The sequence below is a fragment of the Gimesia fumaroli genome (assembly GCF_007754425.1).
Taxonomy (GTDB): Bacteria; Planctomycetota; Planctomycetia; order Planctomycetales; family Planctomycetaceae; genus Gimesia; species Gimesia fumaroli.
The window spans coordinates 6,999,112-7,017,237 of sequence record NZ_CP037452.1; the positions used below are offsets into that span (position 1 = coordinate 6,999,112).

The following is an 18,126-nucleotide window of genomic DNA, read 5'->3' on the forward strand; positions in this document are numbered from 1 at the left end:
GAGAGAAGGAAGTGAATCATGTTTTTTCAACGTTACTATTTAGATTGTTTATCGCTGGCGTCTTATATGATTGCCGATGAAAAAACGCGTGAGGCGGTGGTCATCGACCCCCAACGCGACATTGACATCTATCTGGAAGATGCCAGGGAACACGGGTTTCAGATTAAGCATGTGATTTTGACTCACTTTCATGCCGACTTCATTGCGGGGCATATTGAGTTGAAGAAAGCCGTTGGTTCTCAGATCTATCTGGGAAGTAAAGGGGAAGCCGAGTTTCCATTTCAACCGCTCGCAGACGGTGACGAGCTCATATTAGGGTCAGTCAAATTAACCACACTGGAAACACCCGGCCATACTCCCGAGGGAATTTCGATGCTGGTATACGATCTGGACGAAAACCCGAATCAGCCTAAGATGATTTTGACAGGGGACACGCTGTTTCTGGGAGACGTCGGTCGGCCTGACTTGCTGGCATCGATTGGGGTGACGGCGCACGAGTTGGCCAGTATGTTGTATGACTCGTTGCATAACAAAATTCTGCCTCTTCCCGATGAAACTCTGGTGTATCCGGCACATGGCGCTGGTTCCATGTGTGGCAAGCAGTTGAGCAGTGAAGCCGTGACGACTTTAGGCGAGCAGCGAAAATACAATTACGCACTGCAGCCCATGAGTAAAGAAGCGTTTATTGAAATGGTCACGACCGATCTTCCCGAAGCACCGCATTATTTTGTCCACGATGCGATCTTAAACCGGAAAGACCGGCAGACGTTAAGTGAAGCCATCAGTGCTTCCTGGCACGCGTATTCTCTGGATGAAGTCCTGAAAATGTTGAAAAGCGGCGCCCAGGTCATTGATGTCAGAGATGCCACCGACTTTGCGGGAGCACACCTCAAAGGGAGCGTGAATATCGGCCTGGAGGGCCGTTATGCGACCTGGGCGGGAACGATGCTCGATAAGCAGGCGCCGATTGTCGTGATCGCCGAAGAGGAAGATCAAATTGAAGAGGCGATTATGCGGCTGGGCCGAATCGGCTTCGATCACGTCAAAGGGTACCTGAAAGAGGGGCTCAACAGTCTTAAGGACCATCCGGAACTGGTATCGCAGACAAGGCGAATTTCGGCACAGGCTTTGAAGGAACTGGAAGAATCGACCACGATTCTCGATATTCGTACTACCTCAGAATGGGACACCGGGCATATCGACGGGAGTCTGAATATTCCGTTAAATCAGTTGCCGGAACGACTTGCCGAGATTCCGCAGGACAAGACCGTGATCGTGCATTGTCAAGGCGGTTACCGTTCGTCGATCGCCGCCAGTCTGCTCGAAAAACAGGGGTACGACAATGTGATTGATCTGGTGGGGGGCTATAAAGCCTGGTCGATGACCACGGCCACATAATTTAATGAACGAGCAAAATATCGTTGCACGTTGAATAGAAAAACCTTTGCCCGATCCACTAAAATGGGGCAAAGGTTTTATTTTTTATTCAGCGATAGGTTTTTCCATGGTACTGCTGCCTGCTTCACGACCCAAACGGCATCTAAACGCCGCCGAAGGTTATCTTATGCTTGATATGCACAAGCAGGCGTTGCGCGAGCTTTCCCGCATCGACCCAGCTGATCGAGATTCCGAAAAATACAATCGACTGCTGGGGCAGGCACACCAGTTGGCAAAGCAATATCCGGAAGCATTGGATGCATTCCAACGGGCCTATGATCTCGACCCGGAAAATCTGACCACGCTGATGGGCATGGCCTGGTGTTACAAACGCACGGATCAGTTGCCATTAGCCATTTCTGTGATGGAAGAAGCTTACCACAGCCACGCCGAAGAACCTGTAGTACTCTATAATCTGTCCTGTTATTTTGCGTTAGCCGGTGATAAAGCAAACGCCCTTTCCTGGCTGGGACGCTCGCTACGTCTGGAATCCGGCTTATTGAAATTAATCGAAGAAGAGCCAGACTTCGATTCGCTGCGCAGTGACAAAGATTTTCAGTTTATCGTAGAATCAGCGGGTGATAAAACCTCTCAGAAGTCATAGCCCGGGTGCGATTCGAGTTCGAATTCAGCGGGATAAAACAGAGACAGACCAGAAACACATCAAGCTGCAGGCACTTCAAGGAATCGAAAGCCACTACGATGGATATAAACACCAGCCGTTTAAAAGAGCACTGTGATCTGCTCTGTCGCACAACGCGCCCCGCGGAAAGTTCGGAACTGGAAGACGCCCGCCAGTATGTCATTCGAGAGTTAGAAGCCTCGGGTTGGGAAGTCGAGCGACATCCTTTTCAGGCACAGGATTCCCTGCTGACGACCTTTTCGGGGCAAAACCTGATTGCGCGGCACCCCGGACTCTCTGCTCCCGAGAAACCACAGTTTTGTATTGGCGCGCATCTCGACACCCGCCCTGAAACACCCGGAGCCGACGATAATACCAGTGCTGTCGCAACGCTGCTGGAACTTGGAAGATTGCTGCCGTTGTTTCAAGATTCAGACTGGAAATGGGGCATCGAACTGGTTGCCTTTGATCTGGAAGAAAATGGCATGTTGGGTGGTGCAGAACATGCACAGTTTCATCGGGGGCAACAGACCGATCTGCGCGGCATGGTTTCCCTGGAAATGCTCGGATACTGTGATCCCACACCAGGCAGCCAGACCTTACCCAGGGAACTGGTAGGCCTGTATCCAGATACCGGAGACTTCATCGCCGTTGTCGGAAATCAAAATTCAACAGCACTCATCGAAGCATTTCAAGCAGGCTTGCAAAAAGTCACTGGCCTGCCCGTGGAAGCATTGCAGGTACCTGAGAATGGTGAAATGCTGCAGGCCACTCGTTTGAGTGATCATAGCCCATTCTGGGATGCCGGCTATCCGGCATTAATGATTACGGATACCAGTTTTCTGAGAAATCCGCACTACCATCAACCTACAGACACCGTCGATACGCTTGACTTTGAGTTCTTAACCAAGGTCGCACAGGGAAGCCTGGAAGCGGCAAAACAGATTCTGCATAGTGGTTATTAAATTTGACACTTTTGTTTCATCCTTTCTACACACTAAGGAAGATATGATAGATCATGAACGATGCGACTCAGGAAAAAAAAGATCTTCTCACGATTACGGAACTCTCAAAACCAGAACGACGCGTGCTCGGCGTTTTGCTTGAGAAAGCGTTTACCACCCCCGACCAGTATCCGCTGACTTTGAAAGCGGTGACAACAGGCAGCAATCAAAAAAGTAACCGCGATCCGATCTCGCACTACAGTGAATCACAAGTTTTTGAAACGCTGGACGCACTTCGCGAGAAAGGCATCGTGGCGGTCGTGCATTCTGACAGCGGCCGCACCGAACGGTATCGGCACTACATGCGACATCGTTTCGAATTTACAGAACCGCAACTCGCCATTCTGACTGAACTCTGGCTGCGGGGCCGACAAACCATGGGTGAACTCAGAGGCCGCGCCAGTCGGATGGTTCCAATTGAGACATTAGACCAGTTGCGGTCAGAATTTAAGGGACTTCTGGATCGAAAATACGTACAATCGAATGGAAGCATTGAACGGCGCGGCATCGAAGTCGATCACAACTGGTATCAGGAAAAAGAAGGCAAGACACTGGGTTTTGAATCAGCGCCCGAAAATGAGCCAACTGAAGTTCAAAGTACATCAGCTGCACAGCCTGTCACACCAGCTGCTTCCAGCGAACTAACCGCCATGCGTGATGCGATGGAACAACTCCAGATCGATAACCAATCACTGAAACAACAAATGAATACACTGACCGAATCGCTGGAGCAACTCAGTCAGCAATTTACAGAACTAAAGCAGGAACTGGGAAGTTAGTCCGCTTCATTGAACTCTTTCCAGAGCGAGATACTAAAGATGAAAATACATCCTTATGCGTTCTGCTCATTACTGATGTTGGTTTTCATCCCATTCAGTAGTGTGACGCTCTGTAAAGCCGCGGAGCGTCCGAATCTGGTTTCGATCGTCACCGATGATCAGGGACGCTGGGCCATGGGCCTGTATGGAAACAAACAAATTCAAACTCCTCACATGGATCAAATTGGTCGTGAAGGAGCAGTCTTTATGAATGCGTTTGTCGCGACCCCGGTCTGTTCACCCAGCCGCGCGACGTTTCTTTCGGGACGCTACCCGACCGAACTCAAAATTACAGATTATATTTCTCCCGATGAAGCAAAGAGCGGCTTGGGCCTGGCTACAACAACGTGGCCGCAGGTGCTCCAGAAAAACGGGTATCAGACTGCTTTGATTGGGAAATGGCATCTCGGCGAGCAGAATCGGTTTCATCCCAGGCAGATGGGTTTCGATCACTTCATGGGCTTTCTCTCAGGGGGGACACGTCCCATGGATCCCACGCTGGAAATCAATGGTGAAACGAAAAAGCGGAAAGGTCCCCTGCCCGATCTGCTGGTGGACGACGCCATTCAGTTCCTGCAGCAATCCAAGGACAAGCCGTTTGCCCTCTGCCTGCATTTTCGCGCACCGCACACTCCCTACGGTCCCGTTCCCGAACAGGATGCGGCCCATTATCAGGGAATGGACATCGATGTTCCCATTACGCCAGGAGTGATTCCGGAACAGATCAAGAAATCGAATCAGGATTATTATGCCAGTATTTCATCAGTCGACCGTAACATCGGCAGGCTGCTGAAAGAACTTGACCGGTTGCAACTCTCAGATAATACACTGGTGATTTTTACCAGTGATCATGGCTATAACAACGGGCGGCATGGTATCAGTACCAAAGGAAACGGTCACTGGCTTGCCGGAGGAGTGACTGGCCCTAAACGACCCAACATGTGGGACACCTCAATCCGGGTGCCGCTGGTCATGCGCTGGCCCAAAGTCATCGAGCCGGGAACACAATTTGATGAAATGGTCTCGAACGTGGATATGTTCAAGTTCGTCTTGGGTGCCCTCAAGATACCCGAAACTGAGAACCTCGCGTTACATGGGATCGACTATTCCCCGTTGCTGTTTGGGAAACCGGTCAAAAGCAGGACCGCTCTGTTTGGTCAGTATGACCTGCATAACAACGGGCTGGCTTATATGCGGATGATTCGAACCCCCCAATTCAAATTTGTGAAACATTATCGCGCCAAACGAATGGATGAGTTGTATGATCTGGAAGCGGATCCCGGGGAAACGAAAAACCTGATTCGGAGACGTACCAACGCAAAATGGCAAAAAACGGCGGATTCGCTGGAGCAACAACTGATTGACTGGCAGAAATCGATCCACGATCCAATTCTCGAACCTGCTTATCAGTAATAAGATAAGTCCTTTTGATGAGAACAATTGTTTCTTGCTCTATTTTGAGAAGATTGGCGTTTTTTATTTAATATCCATCAACATTCAAACGGAATTCGTATAAAACCAGAATACGAACCGCTTTGGGAATCAATCTCACTTAACTTTTTGAGGACAAATATGCTTTCGATTTCTCGTATTAGCCTGTTACTCTGTCTGCTGACAATTGCCGTTGGCTGCCAGAAAGGCTCAGAACCAAGCGCTGAAAATGCTACCGCCTCGTCGACAAATGAATCGACTCCCATGGATTCTGAAAAAGGAGCACCCTCCGAAACAGAGACTGCCGCCAATTCAGATGAAAAGAAAGAGGGAGAGCCCGAGAAGCCGAAAATGCCCGAGTTACCAAAAACGGTAAAAGGCAATTGGGTATTAATGTTGCCACAGCAACAGCAGATGATGCCTTTGTATCTGTTTAAAATCACTCCCCCGGAAGCCGCTGCAGACGCAGACAAGAAGACAGAAGAGAAACCTGCCGCAGTCGCTGTAGAATTGATCTCCAAAGGAGCAGAAGTCGCACCGGGAAAAATCGTCTCTTCCAAAGCAACGGAAACGACAGTCGAATTTGAAGAAAGTCTGTTGAACGACGGAAAAGAATTTGTCCGTTTGAATTTCCAGGGAAAGCTGGAGAAAGGCGCCATTCTGGGGACGATCGCTTTCAATAATGAAAGTGCGACCCCCGCTCTCTTGCTGCCAACTCCTGAAAAAGACCTTTCCCGCATCAAGGAACCAGTGCCCTCACCTGGTGCGCAGGAATTAATGCAGGCAATGCGATCTCCAGATGCATTCGAGCAGTTGAACGATTTCACACAAAAGATGAAAACGGTTCCGCTGACGATGGACGCGTATCCGGCGTTGATCGCGATTGGGTTGAGTCAGAATAAAGAACCTAAAACCCTGGAAGAGATTATCGCTCGTTATCTGGATGCGGCTGATACCTGGGGTAAACGTCAACAAGCGAGTGCGTTGGTCAGTGTGAGTTCAATGTTGGCCCGAAGCGACTCTGATTCCGGCCTGGCGACTCAATACCTGGACCAGTTACAGAAGTTGCTTAAAGATGGTGTCACACCTCTCAAAGGCTGGGACCTGGAAATTGCTATGGCCAAAGCACGGGTTGGTCTGAAATCCGACAAGCCAGAACAGATTCAGGCAGCCGGAAAACTGCTTCAGGAGGAAGAGAAAAAGCATCCCCACAATCGTGAACTACTGACTGAACTGGTGAATTTTGAAAAATCGCACGGCAGTGTAGATAAAGCGATTGATCATTTAGGGGTTCTGGCAGGTTCACCACTGACGGGCCGGGAACGGCAGTTGATCGCTGTTTCCAAACAAAACCCGGGAGCAGTGAAATACGAACATCCTCGAGATACTCTAACTGAACTTTGGAAAAAGAAACACGGTTCTACAGAAGGCCTCGACGAGTATCTGACGAAATCTTTCAAGCGGTTTCTAGAGGGATATGTCTCCAAAGAAGCCAAAGACGTTGATTTAAAGAAAGGCAACCGTGTCTCGCTGATTGAATTATTCACCGGCGCTTCCTGCCCGCCTTGCGTCGCAGCAGACCTCGCAACGGGAGTGATTGAAGCTTCGTTTCCCGAGTCAAAAGTCATTGTGCTTCGTTATCACCAGCACATCCCTGCTCCCGACCCCCTGACCAATACGGATTCGGAAGCACGGTTTATTCTTTACAATCACCGTGGAACACCTTCGACCAATTTGAATGGTCAAACAGTTCCCGGAGTCGCGGGTGGCGTAGAACAGGTTGAATCTTCTTATCAACAGATTCTGGAAGCCCTGATCCCGGCACTTTCCGAAACGACGGATGTCAAAATTGATCTGTCTGCTGTCGCAAAAGATGGGAAACTGGATCTCAAGGCCAATGTCTCAGGTACGGATAAAATTAAAGAGCCTCTGCGTCTGGTCGCGGTACTTGCGGAAGATGAATTAACTTTTGACGCACCGAATGGCATTAACGTGCACGACATGATCGTGCGGTCCATGCTAAGCGAACCAAGCGGTTTTCCTGCCGTCGATGGAAAACTCTCTCTGACAAAATCAGTGCCATTGAGCGATTTTAAAGGACGTCTCACCGATTATCTCTCTGCTTTTGAAGAACGATCGGGGGCCAATTTCACAGGAGCGCCTCTCGCTCTGGAAAAACTGCACTTCGTTGTTTTCGTACAGGGAGAACTTTCCAAAGATGTCTTCCAGGTTGCTTCGGTTCCTGTTTCCGGCACGATTGAATTCAAGAAGGCTCAACCGAAAGCCGCTCCTGAAAAAGCGAAGCCGACTCCTGCTCCAAAACCAGGTGCGAAGCCGGAAGTAAAGAAAGACGCGAAACCGGAAGCGAAAAAAGAAGCCAAGCCAGAATCAAAACCGGAGGCAAAGAAACCCGAAGCAAAGAAAGAAGAGAATTAAAAACGATGCTTCGTTTCCGTAAGTCTGTAAATCAAAACAGGGCATGGACCATCCATGCCCTGTTTTAGTTCAAGCCACTTTCAGCCAGGAGACTGTTCACTCTTCTTCAGCAGGTGGGGTCGGTACCAGTTTCTCAATGATACCACTGCTGTTGCTGTTTTCATCTTCGTGGAAGACGGGTTTGCCATCCAGCATCAGTTTTGATGTGCGGGAGGGAAGCCGATCCCGATGAATGCGGCGGAACTGGGGAGAATTCTTGCCCATCCGGGTATCTCGCTGATCCATGATCACCCGGGCTGCTTCCCGCACTTCCGCATCACTCAACCGGCTCAGATTTCCGAGCTCTGCCAACGGTTCCAGGATTTTGGTTGCTTTCGCGACCGTGCTCTCCATCAGGACAATATCAAGTAACTCCCGTCGCATGCCTTTCATGGAAGCCACCTGTTCCTGCACCCGATCCTGCAGGTCTCCCAGGACTTCCAGCGTTTCTACAGCATCAACGACGCGTCCCGTCTCTGCCAGCAATTTAGCCTGAATCGTCATCAGCGATTGCAGGTTCGTGCCGGCTTCAGCGACTTTCACATCCTCGTTCGTCAGCGTCTCCTGCAGTGAAATCAACTGCTGCGTCGTTTTTTGTGCGGCAGCAATCGGCTCGGTTTGAGCCGCCAGAGTTTCCTGCAGAGCAATCATCTTCTTGCTGTTTTCACGAGCCGCGTCCAGTTGTTGAGACTGATCTTCGATCTGCTGCTTGAATTGGGTGAATTCAGTAAAGGCGGTCTTGGCATCTTTGATACCCGTTGATTGATCCATCGCCATTTTTTGCAGCTTGACCATCTCTTCCAAGGTGGAATGCGTCAGTTTGGTCTGGGCCGTCTGAGAAGCCAACTGGTCCTGCATCGCCAGCATTTCATCCAACGTCACTCGGGCTTTCGACGTTAAGGCATCCTGTTGCACCACCTGCTTTTGGAAATCGCTGATCTTCTGAAAAGCAACCAGAGCCTGTTCTGTTTTCGCAGACTCCTTTTCCAGGATGATTCGCAAGTCTCGCAACTCTGCCACCGCAGATTGAGCCTGGGTCAGTTGTTTTGCCTGAGAATTTAAAACACTCAGCAAATTGTTGACCTGCCAGGCACTGGTTTTCGCACCAACCAGTTTATCCATATCCTGCTGGACAGCGACCAACTCTGTCTGCAGGTGATCAATCTGGCTCAGCATCGGACGTGCGACCATGAAGTACATGCCCAACAGGCCTGCCGTCACACCCATCAACATCATCGTCCAGGTATTATTCTGACCAGGCGAGAACCGGGCGTTGGTGTCCAATCGATATTGTCGTTCCCCTGAACTTCTCAAGGCTCTATCTCCCAGCATTATGATTTAACACGGACGTAAAAAGTGGTACATCCTGTAAGGTTTCACTATGCATCCTTGCAAAACCACATTCGCTGTATTACCTAGTATCGCCATATTTACTTGCGAAGTTTTCCCATTATTGAAAGAAAAGCGAGAACATTTGAAAAAACTTGGGGCGGTATCATCATTTGTGAGCTATACCCTCAATCTGAAACCTTATCGCAACTTGTTTCATCACAACCACAATGTTAGGTTTGAATTATGAAACTCGATCATCATTTCCGTTTTATCTCCGAGAGGATTATTGATGCTGGATATCCAAATTGAACAGGCAACTCTAAACGACTGTGAGGTAATTACTGAATTTAACATTCAGTTGGCTCAGGAAACGGAGGCCAAGTCGCTGAACAGAGAACTGGTCCGAACCGGAGTTGTCGAATCGCTGGGGGACGCCCGCGGTTGCTGTTACTACGTGGCCCGTTATCAGGAACGTGTCATCGGTCAGGTCATGTTTACGCGTGAATGGAGCGACTGGCGTAATGGAGAATTCTGGTGGTTTCAAAGTGTCTATGTTGATCCGACCTTCCGACGTCAGGGAGTCTTTCAGCAACTCTCTGCCCATGTTCAATCTCTGGCACAGTCCAATCCGGATGTCGTGGGGCTGCGTCTGTATGTGGAACAGGAAAACGAACGCGCACAAGCGACCTACCGTCAAATCGGTTTCGATTTTCCAGGGTACCAGGTCATGGAAAAAATGCTGGAACGTTGACTCGTTCCGATTGTAGATGATATACCAGTTAGACAAGAACCGCGCGCACGCGACTCTTTGCTCATGAATCATTCTCAGGAAATCAATCAATGTCGGAATCAAATCGTCAGCCCAGTGAAGTGCTGCTACATAAACATACCAGACGGGAATTTCGCGAGCGGATGCAAGCAGGTGAGTTAAAAGCCTGTATCATTCCTGTCGCCGCCACCGAACAGCATCTGGAACATCTGGCGATGGAGCATGACTGGCGAAGCGTGATGCTGGTGGCAACAGAAGCGGCCCGGCTGCTGGCGCCGGAAGTCATCGTGGCACCTTCCATGAACATCGGTATCAGCGAGCATCACATGAAACATCCGGGAACGTTGTCAGCCTTACCGGGAAGCTGGCTCAGCGTGTTGTTTGATACGATTCGCAGTACGCATCAGGCTGGTTTTAATAATATTCTCGTGCTGAATGGACACGGCGGGAATATTGCTCCCTGCCTGGGAATGTGGGGGCAGTTTCAACAACGGTTGGAGATCAACCTGCATTTTGAATCGTACTGGAATCTGTTACCCGAAGATGTGGCGTTGGCGAATTTGAAAACCAAACGCTGGCCCGGTCATGCCCAGGAATTTGAGACTGCCTTTGCGCTGGCCGCCTTCCCCGAAAATGTACGTGCCGACGCAATGCAGGATCAGGAAGATCGAGAACCCTTAGAAGCTTCGGCAGAAGCGGGGCAGATTATGATTGATGAAATCGTCAAGCAGGTTTCACAGTATGTGGCAGGTATGATAGAGGGAACAAATAAAGCCGAGATTCCCCCGTTTCATACTTAATAGATCAAACGGGGGAACAGGTGGCGTGTCTGTTTATTTTGCAGGCTCACACTGCGCCAGTGCCAATAAAGCATACGCGGTTGCCAGATTCGGATCGGCTTCATACCAGCGTTCCGCTTTATTTGTCCAGCTTCCGTTTTCGTGCTGCAAACTGGCGAGATGATTAATCAGTTCCGCACGCCAGTTGTGGACCGTGCCATCCGCTTCTTTAAATTGCTCTACCTTCAAGGTATTCAGTGCTTTCGCAAACGTGTTGAAATAATAGTAGAGCCCCTGTTGACCCATTCCTGGATTTTCTTTTAAAGAGTAATGGCGACGAATCCATTCGCTTGCTGCTTTGACGCGCTTATCATTCTGATCCACCCCGGCATAGATCATGCTTTTCAATCCCGCGTATGTCATACTGCCGTAAGAACGCAGGCCGCCATCGGGAGTCTTCCCAGCCTGTGATGTTCCACCGGCGGCAGGCGTGTAATAGAAACCGCCATCATTGATCTTGGATGAAAACGGAGTCGTATTATGTTCCGATTCCAGATTTTGCGTGCGTGAGACAAAAACCAGTGCTTTCTGAATCGCCGGATCATCCGATTTCACGCCCGCCTTACGTAGTGCTTCAATCAGATATTGTGTGTTGGAGAGATCAGGACGCTGATGGCCACCATAGCCAGCACCTCCGAAGCTGGTATCGGACGACTCCAGCCCTTCCCCTTTATCCCACTGCAGGCCGCGTAAAAATTTCTCTGCATTTTTGATGATGGAATCGTAACGTCCCCCCTGATTGGCGGCACTGAATGCCATGATGGAAATACAGGTCTCATAGTTACGATGGTTACTCTTCGCGTAATAGATTCCGCCATCCTTCTTGATAAAGCCTTCCAGGCGTTTGAGGGATTTGGTAACCACAGGATCACTGGCGGGAACGCCGCTTTCCAGTAAAGCGGTGGTAACCAGAGCACTGATGCCGGGTACCGTTTCGGTCGTCCACAGCCCATCTTCCAACTGACTATTTTTTAGATAGTTAATTCCCTTTTGTTGTTCTTTTTTCAGAGTCTGCAAATCGGCATCGCTCAAAACCGGTTCCGCAGCAACTGCGGTAGAAACCAGACCGGTCAGAAGCAGAGACCACAGGCTGGCGGCTCTTAGATTACGTTGAGACAAAAACATCAATTGATCCTCACTCTTACTTTGAACTGTTTCAAATATGGGAAATGTATCATCGAATTCAGATACAGGGGCGATAACAAATCAGCCGTCCAGGATGCGTTTTGATATAGAACGGCAACCGAATCGACGTCGCTCAGCCTGGATGATACTCCGTATGATTTTCCGGCGGGTACAGGCTGATTATATCCAGACGCACAATGGTTAGAAAACAGTGAAATGCAGATTTCATAAAAAAACGCGTGTGTATAGATAACACTACGGACTCTGGTCTATAATCACTGTACTTTAAGGGAATTCTCACAGGACTTTCTTCCCCGAAATCTTAATCCGACATCTGTGTTTCATGACTGCGACCATGACGATTACTGCGACATCCAATGCTGCCGCCGACATTCCACAGCGGGATGATTTCCGCGGGCGTAAAGTGCTTGGTCTGGAAATGCAGATTGAGACACCGGAAAATGTGATCCTGACCTATCAACTCGCCGGCCCGGCACAACGCTATATTGCGTATATGATTGATTTAATCATCCGGGTGCTGTTGGTATTTGGTATGTTGGTAATCACGCCGATGGTGGGAATTGTCTTACCAGGTACCGCGATGGGGGTCTTTCTGGTATTGATGTTCTTGAATACCTGGGGCTACTACACTATTTCTGAAGGCTTCTTTAAAGGTCAGTCGATCGGGAAGCATTTTTGTGGTTTGCGTGTGATTCGTGAAGAAGGTTATCCCATTACCTTCTGGCCTGCTCTATTGCGAAATCTAGTTCGCAGTGCAGATGCGATTGTCTTTTATGGCATCGGCATCACCAGCATGCTGCTGACCCGGCGTTTTCAAAGACTGGGTGATCTGGTCGCGGGAACCGTCGTGGTACAGGAACGCTCGCTGACGCTGCCGCGCAAGCCGGTCATCCTCGATAAAATTCAGCCGCTGAATAAAAATGAGATCGGCAGTTTCCTGCCCCGCGATGAAGTCCTCTCTCTGATTGACGAATTTATTGGACGCCGACACGTTCTGACTTATGATCGTGGTCATGCACTGGCGGCTATTCTGGCCAAGAGTCTGGCAGAACGCTTGAATTATTCGGGTGACCCCAAAAAAGTGACTCATTATCCCATGGCATTTCTGGCAGCCGTCTATAAGACTTTCAGTTTTGAAAAAGAGGATGAGGAACAGGAAGCGGTCGACGCCTATCAGAGGCATGGCTCTCCTGTGGAGGGGAACCGTGAATAAGCACAAATTCATTCACGAACGACGTCCGCACTGGAAACGTTTCGAAGCGCTACTTGAGAGTACTTCCAGAAGATCGCTTTCCAAATTACCGGCAAAAGAAATTTCGAATTTTTCACAATTGCTGCGCGAAGTCTCTCATGATTTAGCCACGATCCGATCAAGAGGTTGGGGACAGGATCTGAATGCCTATTTAAATGATCTGGTCGCCCGCGGCCATAACGTGTTTTACAGCGCCCCCCCCGCTAATCTTGCCGGCGTCTATCATTATCTGACATTCGAATTTCCCCGGCTCTTTCGTGCCAACATTGGTTATTTTCTTACTGCGTGCCTGTTGTTTTTTCTGCCGATGGGGATCAGTTGGGCTGTGGTGCAAAGTAACCCCAGTCTGGCAAACAGAGTCATCGCTGAGGAAATGATGTCACGATTTGATCAAATGTATGGGAAAGACAGCCCGCTCAATACAAACGCGGAAGAGTCCACCGAAGAGGAACAGGAGTCAGATGAGACTGAAGACATTCCGCTCGGAAGTTTTGGAGACGAGCGTGCCTCGATGGCCGGCTTTTATATCAACAATAATGTCGGTATCGCTTTGAAGTGCTTTGCACTGGGAATTCTGCTGGGGATTGGTTCCGTATATACGCTGTTATTTAATGGGATCTATTTAGGGGCCGTCTCCGGTTATATTGTCAGTCAGGGGAATGGAGAACGCTTTTTGAGCTTTGTGGTTTCCCATGGCTCGTTTGAATTAACGGCGATCGCTGTGGCGGGAGGCGCTGGCCTGATGTTGGGTAATGCCCTGATTCATCCTGGTCAGAGAACCCGATTTCAATCATTGCAGGTACGTGGCCTCGAAGCCGTACAGATCGCTGGGGGAGCCGCCGTGATGCTGGTGATCGCAGCGTTCATCGAGGCATTCTGGTCCCCGTCTGATATTCCCAGTAGCGTGAAATATATTGTTGGCAGCGGGCTCTGGTTGATCGTGATTTTTTATCTGGGCTTTGCTGGCCTGCAATCAACGCCTCAAACCAGGCCACTCAGTAACCGGGGGCCGCAGGGATGAGATTTGAAAACGTCAACATCGCGCTGGTCCCCCGAAAGGGCTTCAATTGTGTGGATCTGGCGATCATGTTTTATGGTCGCTTTCTGGTCTCGATTCTGAAACTCTGGGCGCTGTTTGCTATCCCCGCCTGCATCCTGGTTTATCTGCTCAGCTATTATTTTCTGGTAGATATCAGAACGGCAATCACAGTCGCTTATTTCGTCTCTTCACCGCTGGGAGTCCTGCTTACCTGGAACACGGCTCTTTTTACGTTTGGCAAGGAGCCGGGATTTCGCAGCTTGCGGAGCCAGTTCAATCCGAAGCTGATCCCGTTAATGCTGCGTTGTCTGTTTGATCGTGGGCTATTCTTTATCGGCCCTGCCTTGATCTTATTCTCTGGAAATATTCTGGTGTTGGCGGGATTGATCTATCTCTTCTTTCCCGGGATCTGGTTGGCTCTGCGAAATGGATTTCGGGCAGAACAGGCGTCTCTCCGTTTTGCCGGTGTCGCGTCTCAGGAAGGAACCTCACACGATCATCGTACCAAAGATCTGATTTCGCATGATTTTGGCCGACTCTTTTCACGAGGGTTTTGGACGTTCTTTTTTTGCTACCTCATGACGTTGGTACTCTTTATTACATTCGATTATCTCTCCTATAAGCTATTAGACTATCCGATTCTGATCGGGCAAATTCCGTTTCTATTTGAAGCGGATAATATCGACCAGTCACTGACTAATATCCTGCTGCTAATGACGACGGATCCACGTGTCTTAACCGTCCTGACTGGCTTCATTCTGCTGGTTTATCCCATCGGTCGACTGGCCTGGTTTTTTACTTATATCGATCTGCGAGTCCGCCTTGATTGTTGGGATATGGAACTCAGGATGGTGGAAGTGGCTCAGAAACTGAATTCCCGGGGGACCAGCTCATGAATTTCCCTGGCAACTCTTTTCAGCGCTTACGGCAAGGAATGGTGTGCATACTGCTAACGGCAGTCTGTCTGATGTTTTTTTCGACGGTCGTGTTTGCGCAACCGGCAGAGACCCAATCGATGGATCTCTCTTCCCCCGATCGGGGCATGCTCGAACGAGATACAAAACAAATCCTGAACCGTCCGGAATTTCGCCACCTGACGCGGGAGCGCCAGATTACCGGTGACGCGCCCTTTGATCTGAAAGATCTGATTAAAGATCCGCCGCCGTCAAAGCCCCGTCAATCATCACGGGTGATTTCCGGGATCGCAGGATATCTCATTATGGTATTGTCCTATGCCAGTGTTATCTGTGCCTGTGGTTTAATTCTATTTTTGCTCTATCGCTCCCTGATAGGATTTAAATACATACGGAAAATCAAAGACGAGTCTGACGGACGCAACTTACAGGGAGAAGTCACGTTCGAACAGATTGTTTCACCCGCGGAGAGTGAGGTGTCAATCTACCTCGCACGCGCCAAAGAACTCGCACAGACTGGCGACTATCACAACGCCATCGTTCAGTTGATCTATGGTTCAATGAGTTTTATAGAACGTGCAGGCTGGATTCGATTCCGAAAAGGCCTGACTTATCGCGATTACCTCCGTGCCGCCCGCCCTCACGGTTTACCCGGCGATTCATTTCGTCAAATCATTCGCACCTATGAACCACTGGGGTTCGGACGGCGCGAAGCCACCAGAGAACACTTTGAAAGTACACTCCAATACTATGAATCAGCCTTCCAGAAAAAAGCGTGAACGAAAAAACGCCGGCTGGATCTGGCTGTTTTTTCTATGCTTATTACTGCCACTGCACCTCTGGTTCCCGGAGTTTGGTACCGGTGCGCTGGACGACTCCTATAGTTCGTCTGCCAGTGGTAAAAAAGCGTTTTACCTTTTGCTGGAAACAGAAACACTGGGCGCGGAACGAAACCGGGTTCCGCTAACCGTGTTGCTTCAATCTCTGGATGTTGATGAAACACTTTGTATCCTCGGGCCAGCTCGTTATCCCAGCCCGCTCGAGTGGTCATCACTGCTTGCCTGGGTGAATGAGGGAGGACGACTGGTGATTACAGCAAATCACCAGCATCCGGAATTTGAAATCACTCCGTTAGAGATCAAAGTCCGTTATCTTGATGAAACCGAGCGTGAAAATATTCCGCGTATGGAATCAGAAAAGAAAAATGAGAGAAGTTTTTCACTCACCGAGAAAGATGACCACGCCCTGCTACAGAGTCAGGCTACGACCATCTTTCCTGATGCCTCATCCATTCTCTGGGAGACCAATGCGCTGGTCGAATCTCTAATGGGAGAGACACTTATTACAGCGGGTGAAACAAAGCAGGCTCTAAAGCAAAAACACGGCAGCGGTGAGATCGTTGTCGCTGCTTCCTCTGAAATTTTTTCCAATCAATCCATGGTGGATGGCGGGGGCGTTCCCGCATATCGATTGATTGAATCTGCTGGAGCCGCCGACTATGTTGTGGTTGATGAATCATTGAATGCCTCGGGAACCTCGAAAGTCGTCGCTTTGCTGATTGACCCGACCTTCCGGCCTTTAACAATCCAGCTGTTGATTACGCTTTTGATTTATGGCTGGTGGCGGAGTGTCCGATTTGGTCCGATACTTGCATCCCACTCTCTCCCGCGACATAACATCGTGTCTCATACGGACAATGTCGGGAATCTACATTATAAAAAAGGAAATGGACGAGATTTGTTCTACGCCTACATCAAGCAGTTATTCACTCAGCTGCATTTCAGGAGTTTTCGGGGAGAAGAACATCGAGTGATTGATCCCATCGCCCGGCGGATGAAAGAAGACCCGGAACAAATCAAATCACTCCTGCAGCAGGCAGCCCAACTTTCCAAGTCTGAAAAAATTGATCGTCATCAAATGGGTGACTTCATCCGTAAGCTGTCGAAAATCCGTCAGGCAGCGCAACCTGGATATTCTAAAGATTAAACAATGAAAGCGTTTTCGTGATTACCTACCATACTATAGCCAAAGTTGGCGAGATCCCTGAAGGAGAAGGCCGTGCGTTTCATATCGAAGGACTGATGGTCGCCGTTTTCCTGAAACAGGGAACATATACCGCCATTAACGATTTCTGCCCCCATCAGGGAGCACCGCTTTCTACAGGATACGTCGATGACGAAGGCGCTGTTACCTGCCCCTGGCATGCCTGGCGTTTTTGTATCAAAGACGGCACCTGGCTCGATAATCCGAAGTCGAAGCTGCACGTTCCGGTTTATCCCGTTCGCATTGAAGGGGACGAGATCCAGGTTGGGCTTGAACTCCCCACTGAGGAAACCGAATCGAACGAGTCTCAAAGCTGACAGAACTCACCCGGTTCCAACAGGACTGGTTCAGCTGTGGTCTGTGCCCGAATTTGTTCTGCCCACGCAGCGGCATCCTGTTCAATCAGCGGCCAGGTATTATAGTGCATCGGCATTACTCGTTTGGGAGAAATCAGCTTAGTTGCCCGAATCGAATCCTCAGGTCCCATGGTAAAGTTATCGCCAATGGGTAAGATCGCCAGATCCACCCCTTCTTCGCCGATTAAAGTCATGTCATAAAACAGGCCTGTGTCTGCGGCGAAGTAAATTGTACCATCCGTTAATTTCAACAGAATTCCACAAGGACTGCCGCCATTACTGCCATCAGGCAGCATCGAGCCGTGATGGGCGATTGTGAGTTTGACGGTTCCAAACTCGTATTGGTGTGCGCCGCCAATATGCTGCGGATGTACATTCTCCACACCCTGTTTGCCCATCCAGTCAATGATTTCAAAATTGGCAATCACCAGGGCATTCGTTCGTTTGGCAATGTCAACCGTATCACCAACGTGGTCGCCGTGTCCATGACTGACAATAATCGCATCTGCGGTTGCTTCATTCGCCGAAATTGCGGCGCTGGGATTTCCAGTCAGAAACGGGTCCAGCAGAATCGTCTTACCGGTGGTTTCAATTTGATAGGCAGAATGTCCCAGCCAGGTGATCTTCGTTGCCATGATAGCCTCTGAGG

At 49.5% G+C, this 18,126-nt stretch carries 17 protein-coding genes; 14 read left to right on the top strand and 3 right to left on the bottom strand.

Going from position 1 to position 18,126, the window contains the following annotated elements; translation table 11 throughout:
* Window positions 1–18: 18 nt before the first annotated feature.
* The 6 genes from Enr17x_RS26390 (at window position 19) to Enr17x_RS26415 (ending at window position 7,748) form a co-directional block, all read left to right on the top strand.
* Window positions 19–1,398 carry an MBL fold metallo-hydrolase gene (locus tag Enr17x_RS26390; RefSeq protein WP_145312960.1) on the top strand — a complete coding sequence of 460 codons (1,380 nt, stop codon included), beginning with the start codon at window positions 19–21 and terminating at the stop codon, window positions 1,396–1,398.
* Between the two features lie 106 nt (window positions 1,399–1,504).
* The gene (locus tag Enr17x_RS26395; RefSeq protein ID WP_145312962.1) at window positions 1,505–2,041 is read left to right on the top strand and encodes a tetratricopeptide repeat protein; all 537 of its coding nucleotides are present in this window, start codon (window positions 1,505–1,507) and stop codon (window positions 2,039–2,041) included.
* A gap of 98 nt (window positions 2,042–2,139) precedes the next feature.
* Entirely contained in the window at window positions 2,140–3,024 is an 885-nt protein-coding gene (locus tag Enr17x_RS26400; protein WP_145312964.1) for a M28 family peptidase, read from the top strand.
* A 53-nt stretch (window positions 3,025–3,077) separates the two neighbouring features.
* Complete coding sequence (locus tag Enr17x_RS26405) at window positions 3,078–3,842, top strand: DUF480 domain-containing protein (protein WP_145312966.1); 765 nt, start codon at window positions 3,078–3,080, stop codon at window positions 3,840–3,842.
* Window positions 3,843–3,881: 39 nt separating this feature from the next.
* Window positions 3,882–5,294, top strand: coding sequence for a sulfatase family protein (locus tag Enr17x_RS26410; RefSeq protein ID WP_145312968.1), 1,413 nt, complete (start codon window positions 3,882–3,884; stop codon window positions 5,292–5,294).
* Between the two features lie 159 nt (window positions 5,295–5,453).
* Window positions 5,454–7,748: a hypothetical protein gene (locus tag Enr17x_RS26415; protein ID WP_145312970.1), complete on the top strand. Its 2,295-nt coding sequence runs from the start codon at window positions 5,454–5,456 to the stop codon at window positions 7,746–7,748.
* Window positions 7,749–7,844: 96 nt separating this feature from the next.
* On the opposite strand, the gene Enr17x_RS26420 is transcribed toward Enr17x_RS26415, so the two are convergent.
* Window positions 7,845–9,101, bottom strand: a complete 1,257-nt coding sequence (locus Enr17x_RS26420; RefSeq protein ID WP_145312972.1) for a hypothetical protein — start codon at window positions 9,099–9,101, stop codon at window positions 7,845–7,847.
* A 307-nt stretch (window positions 9,102–9,408) separates the two neighbouring features.
* On the opposite strand from Enr17x_RS26420, the gene Enr17x_RS26425 reads away from it, so the two are divergent.
* Together Enr17x_RS26425 and Enr17x_RS26430 are read left to right on the top strand one after the other, a co-directional pair.
* Window positions 9,409–9,870, top strand: a complete 462-nt coding sequence (locus Enr17x_RS26425) for a GNAT family N-acetyltransferase (protein WP_145312988.1) — start codon at window positions 9,409–9,411, stop codon at window positions 9,868–9,870.
* An 89-nt stretch (window positions 9,871–9,959) separates the two neighbouring features.
* The gene (locus tag Enr17x_RS26430) at window positions 9,960–10,688 is read left to right on the top strand and encodes a creatininase family protein (protein WP_145312990.1); all 729 of its coding nucleotides are present in this window, start codon (window positions 9,960–9,962) and stop codon (window positions 10,686–10,688) included.
* A gap of 33 nt (window positions 10,689–10,721) precedes the next feature.
* Here Enr17x_RS26430 and Enr17x_RS26435 read toward each other — a convergent pair whose 3' ends face one another.
* Entirely contained in the window at window positions 10,722–11,852 is a 1,131-nt protein-coding gene (locus tag Enr17x_RS26435; RefSeq protein WP_145312992.1) for a prenyltransferase/squalene oxidase repeat-containing protein, read from the bottom strand.
* 343 nt (window positions 11,853–12,195) lie between these two features.
* On the opposite strand from Enr17x_RS26435, the gene Enr17x_RS26440 reads away from it, so the two are divergent.
* The 6 genes from Enr17x_RS26440 (at window position 12,196) to Enr17x_RS26465 (ending at window position 17,438) form a co-directional block, all read left to right on the top strand.
* On the top strand, window positions 12,196–13,086 hold the full coding sequence (locus tag Enr17x_RS26440) for an RDD family protein (protein ID WP_145312993.1): 891 nt from the start codon (window positions 12,196–12,198) through the stop codon (window positions 13,084–13,086).
* Window positions 13,079–14,146 carry a stage II sporulation protein M gene (locus Enr17x_RS26445; RefSeq protein WP_145312995.1) on the top strand — a complete coding sequence of 356 codons (1,068 nt, stop codon included), beginning with the start codon at window positions 13,079–13,081 and terminating at the stop codon, window positions 14,144–14,146. The genes Enr17x_RS26440 and Enr17x_RS26445 overlap by 8 nt, the downstream gene beginning before the upstream one ends.
* A complete protein-coding gene (locus Enr17x_RS26450) occupies window positions 14,143–15,060 on the top strand; it encodes a hypothetical protein (RefSeq protein ID WP_145312997.1) in 918 nt (305 codons plus the stop codon). Before Enr17x_RS26445 ends, Enr17x_RS26450 begins: the two co-directional genes overlap by 4 nt.
* Window positions 15,061–15,131: 71 nt before the next feature.
* The gene (locus Enr17x_RS26455) at window positions 15,132–15,857 is read left to right on the top strand and encodes a DUF4129 domain-containing protein (protein ID WP_198000823.1); all 726 of its coding nucleotides are present in this window, start codon (window positions 15,132–15,134) and stop codon (window positions 15,855–15,857) included.
* Window positions 15,829–17,064 carry a DUF4350 domain-containing protein gene (locus tag Enr17x_RS26460; RefSeq protein WP_145313000.1) on the top strand — a complete coding sequence of 412 codons (1,236 nt, stop codon included), beginning with the start codon at window positions 15,829–15,831 and terminating at the stop codon, window positions 17,062–17,064. The genes Enr17x_RS26455 and Enr17x_RS26460 overlap by 29 nt, the downstream gene beginning before the upstream one ends.
* A gap of 17 nt (window positions 17,065–17,081) precedes the next feature.
* A complete protein-coding gene (locus tag Enr17x_RS26465; RefSeq protein WP_145313002.1) occupies window positions 17,082–17,438 on the top strand; it encodes a Rieske (2Fe-2S) protein in 357 nt (118 codons plus the stop codon).
* On the opposite strand, the gene Enr17x_RS26470 is transcribed toward Enr17x_RS26465, so the two are convergent.
* Window positions 17,429–18,112 (bottom strand): metal-dependent hydrolase, encoded by a 684-nt coding sequence (locus tag Enr17x_RS26470; RefSeq protein WP_145313004.1) that lies wholly within the window; start codon window positions 18,110–18,112, stop codon window positions 17,429–17,431. The genes Enr17x_RS26465 and Enr17x_RS26470 overlap by 10 nt on opposite strands.
* Between the last annotated feature and the right edge of the window lie 14 nt (window positions 18,113–18,126).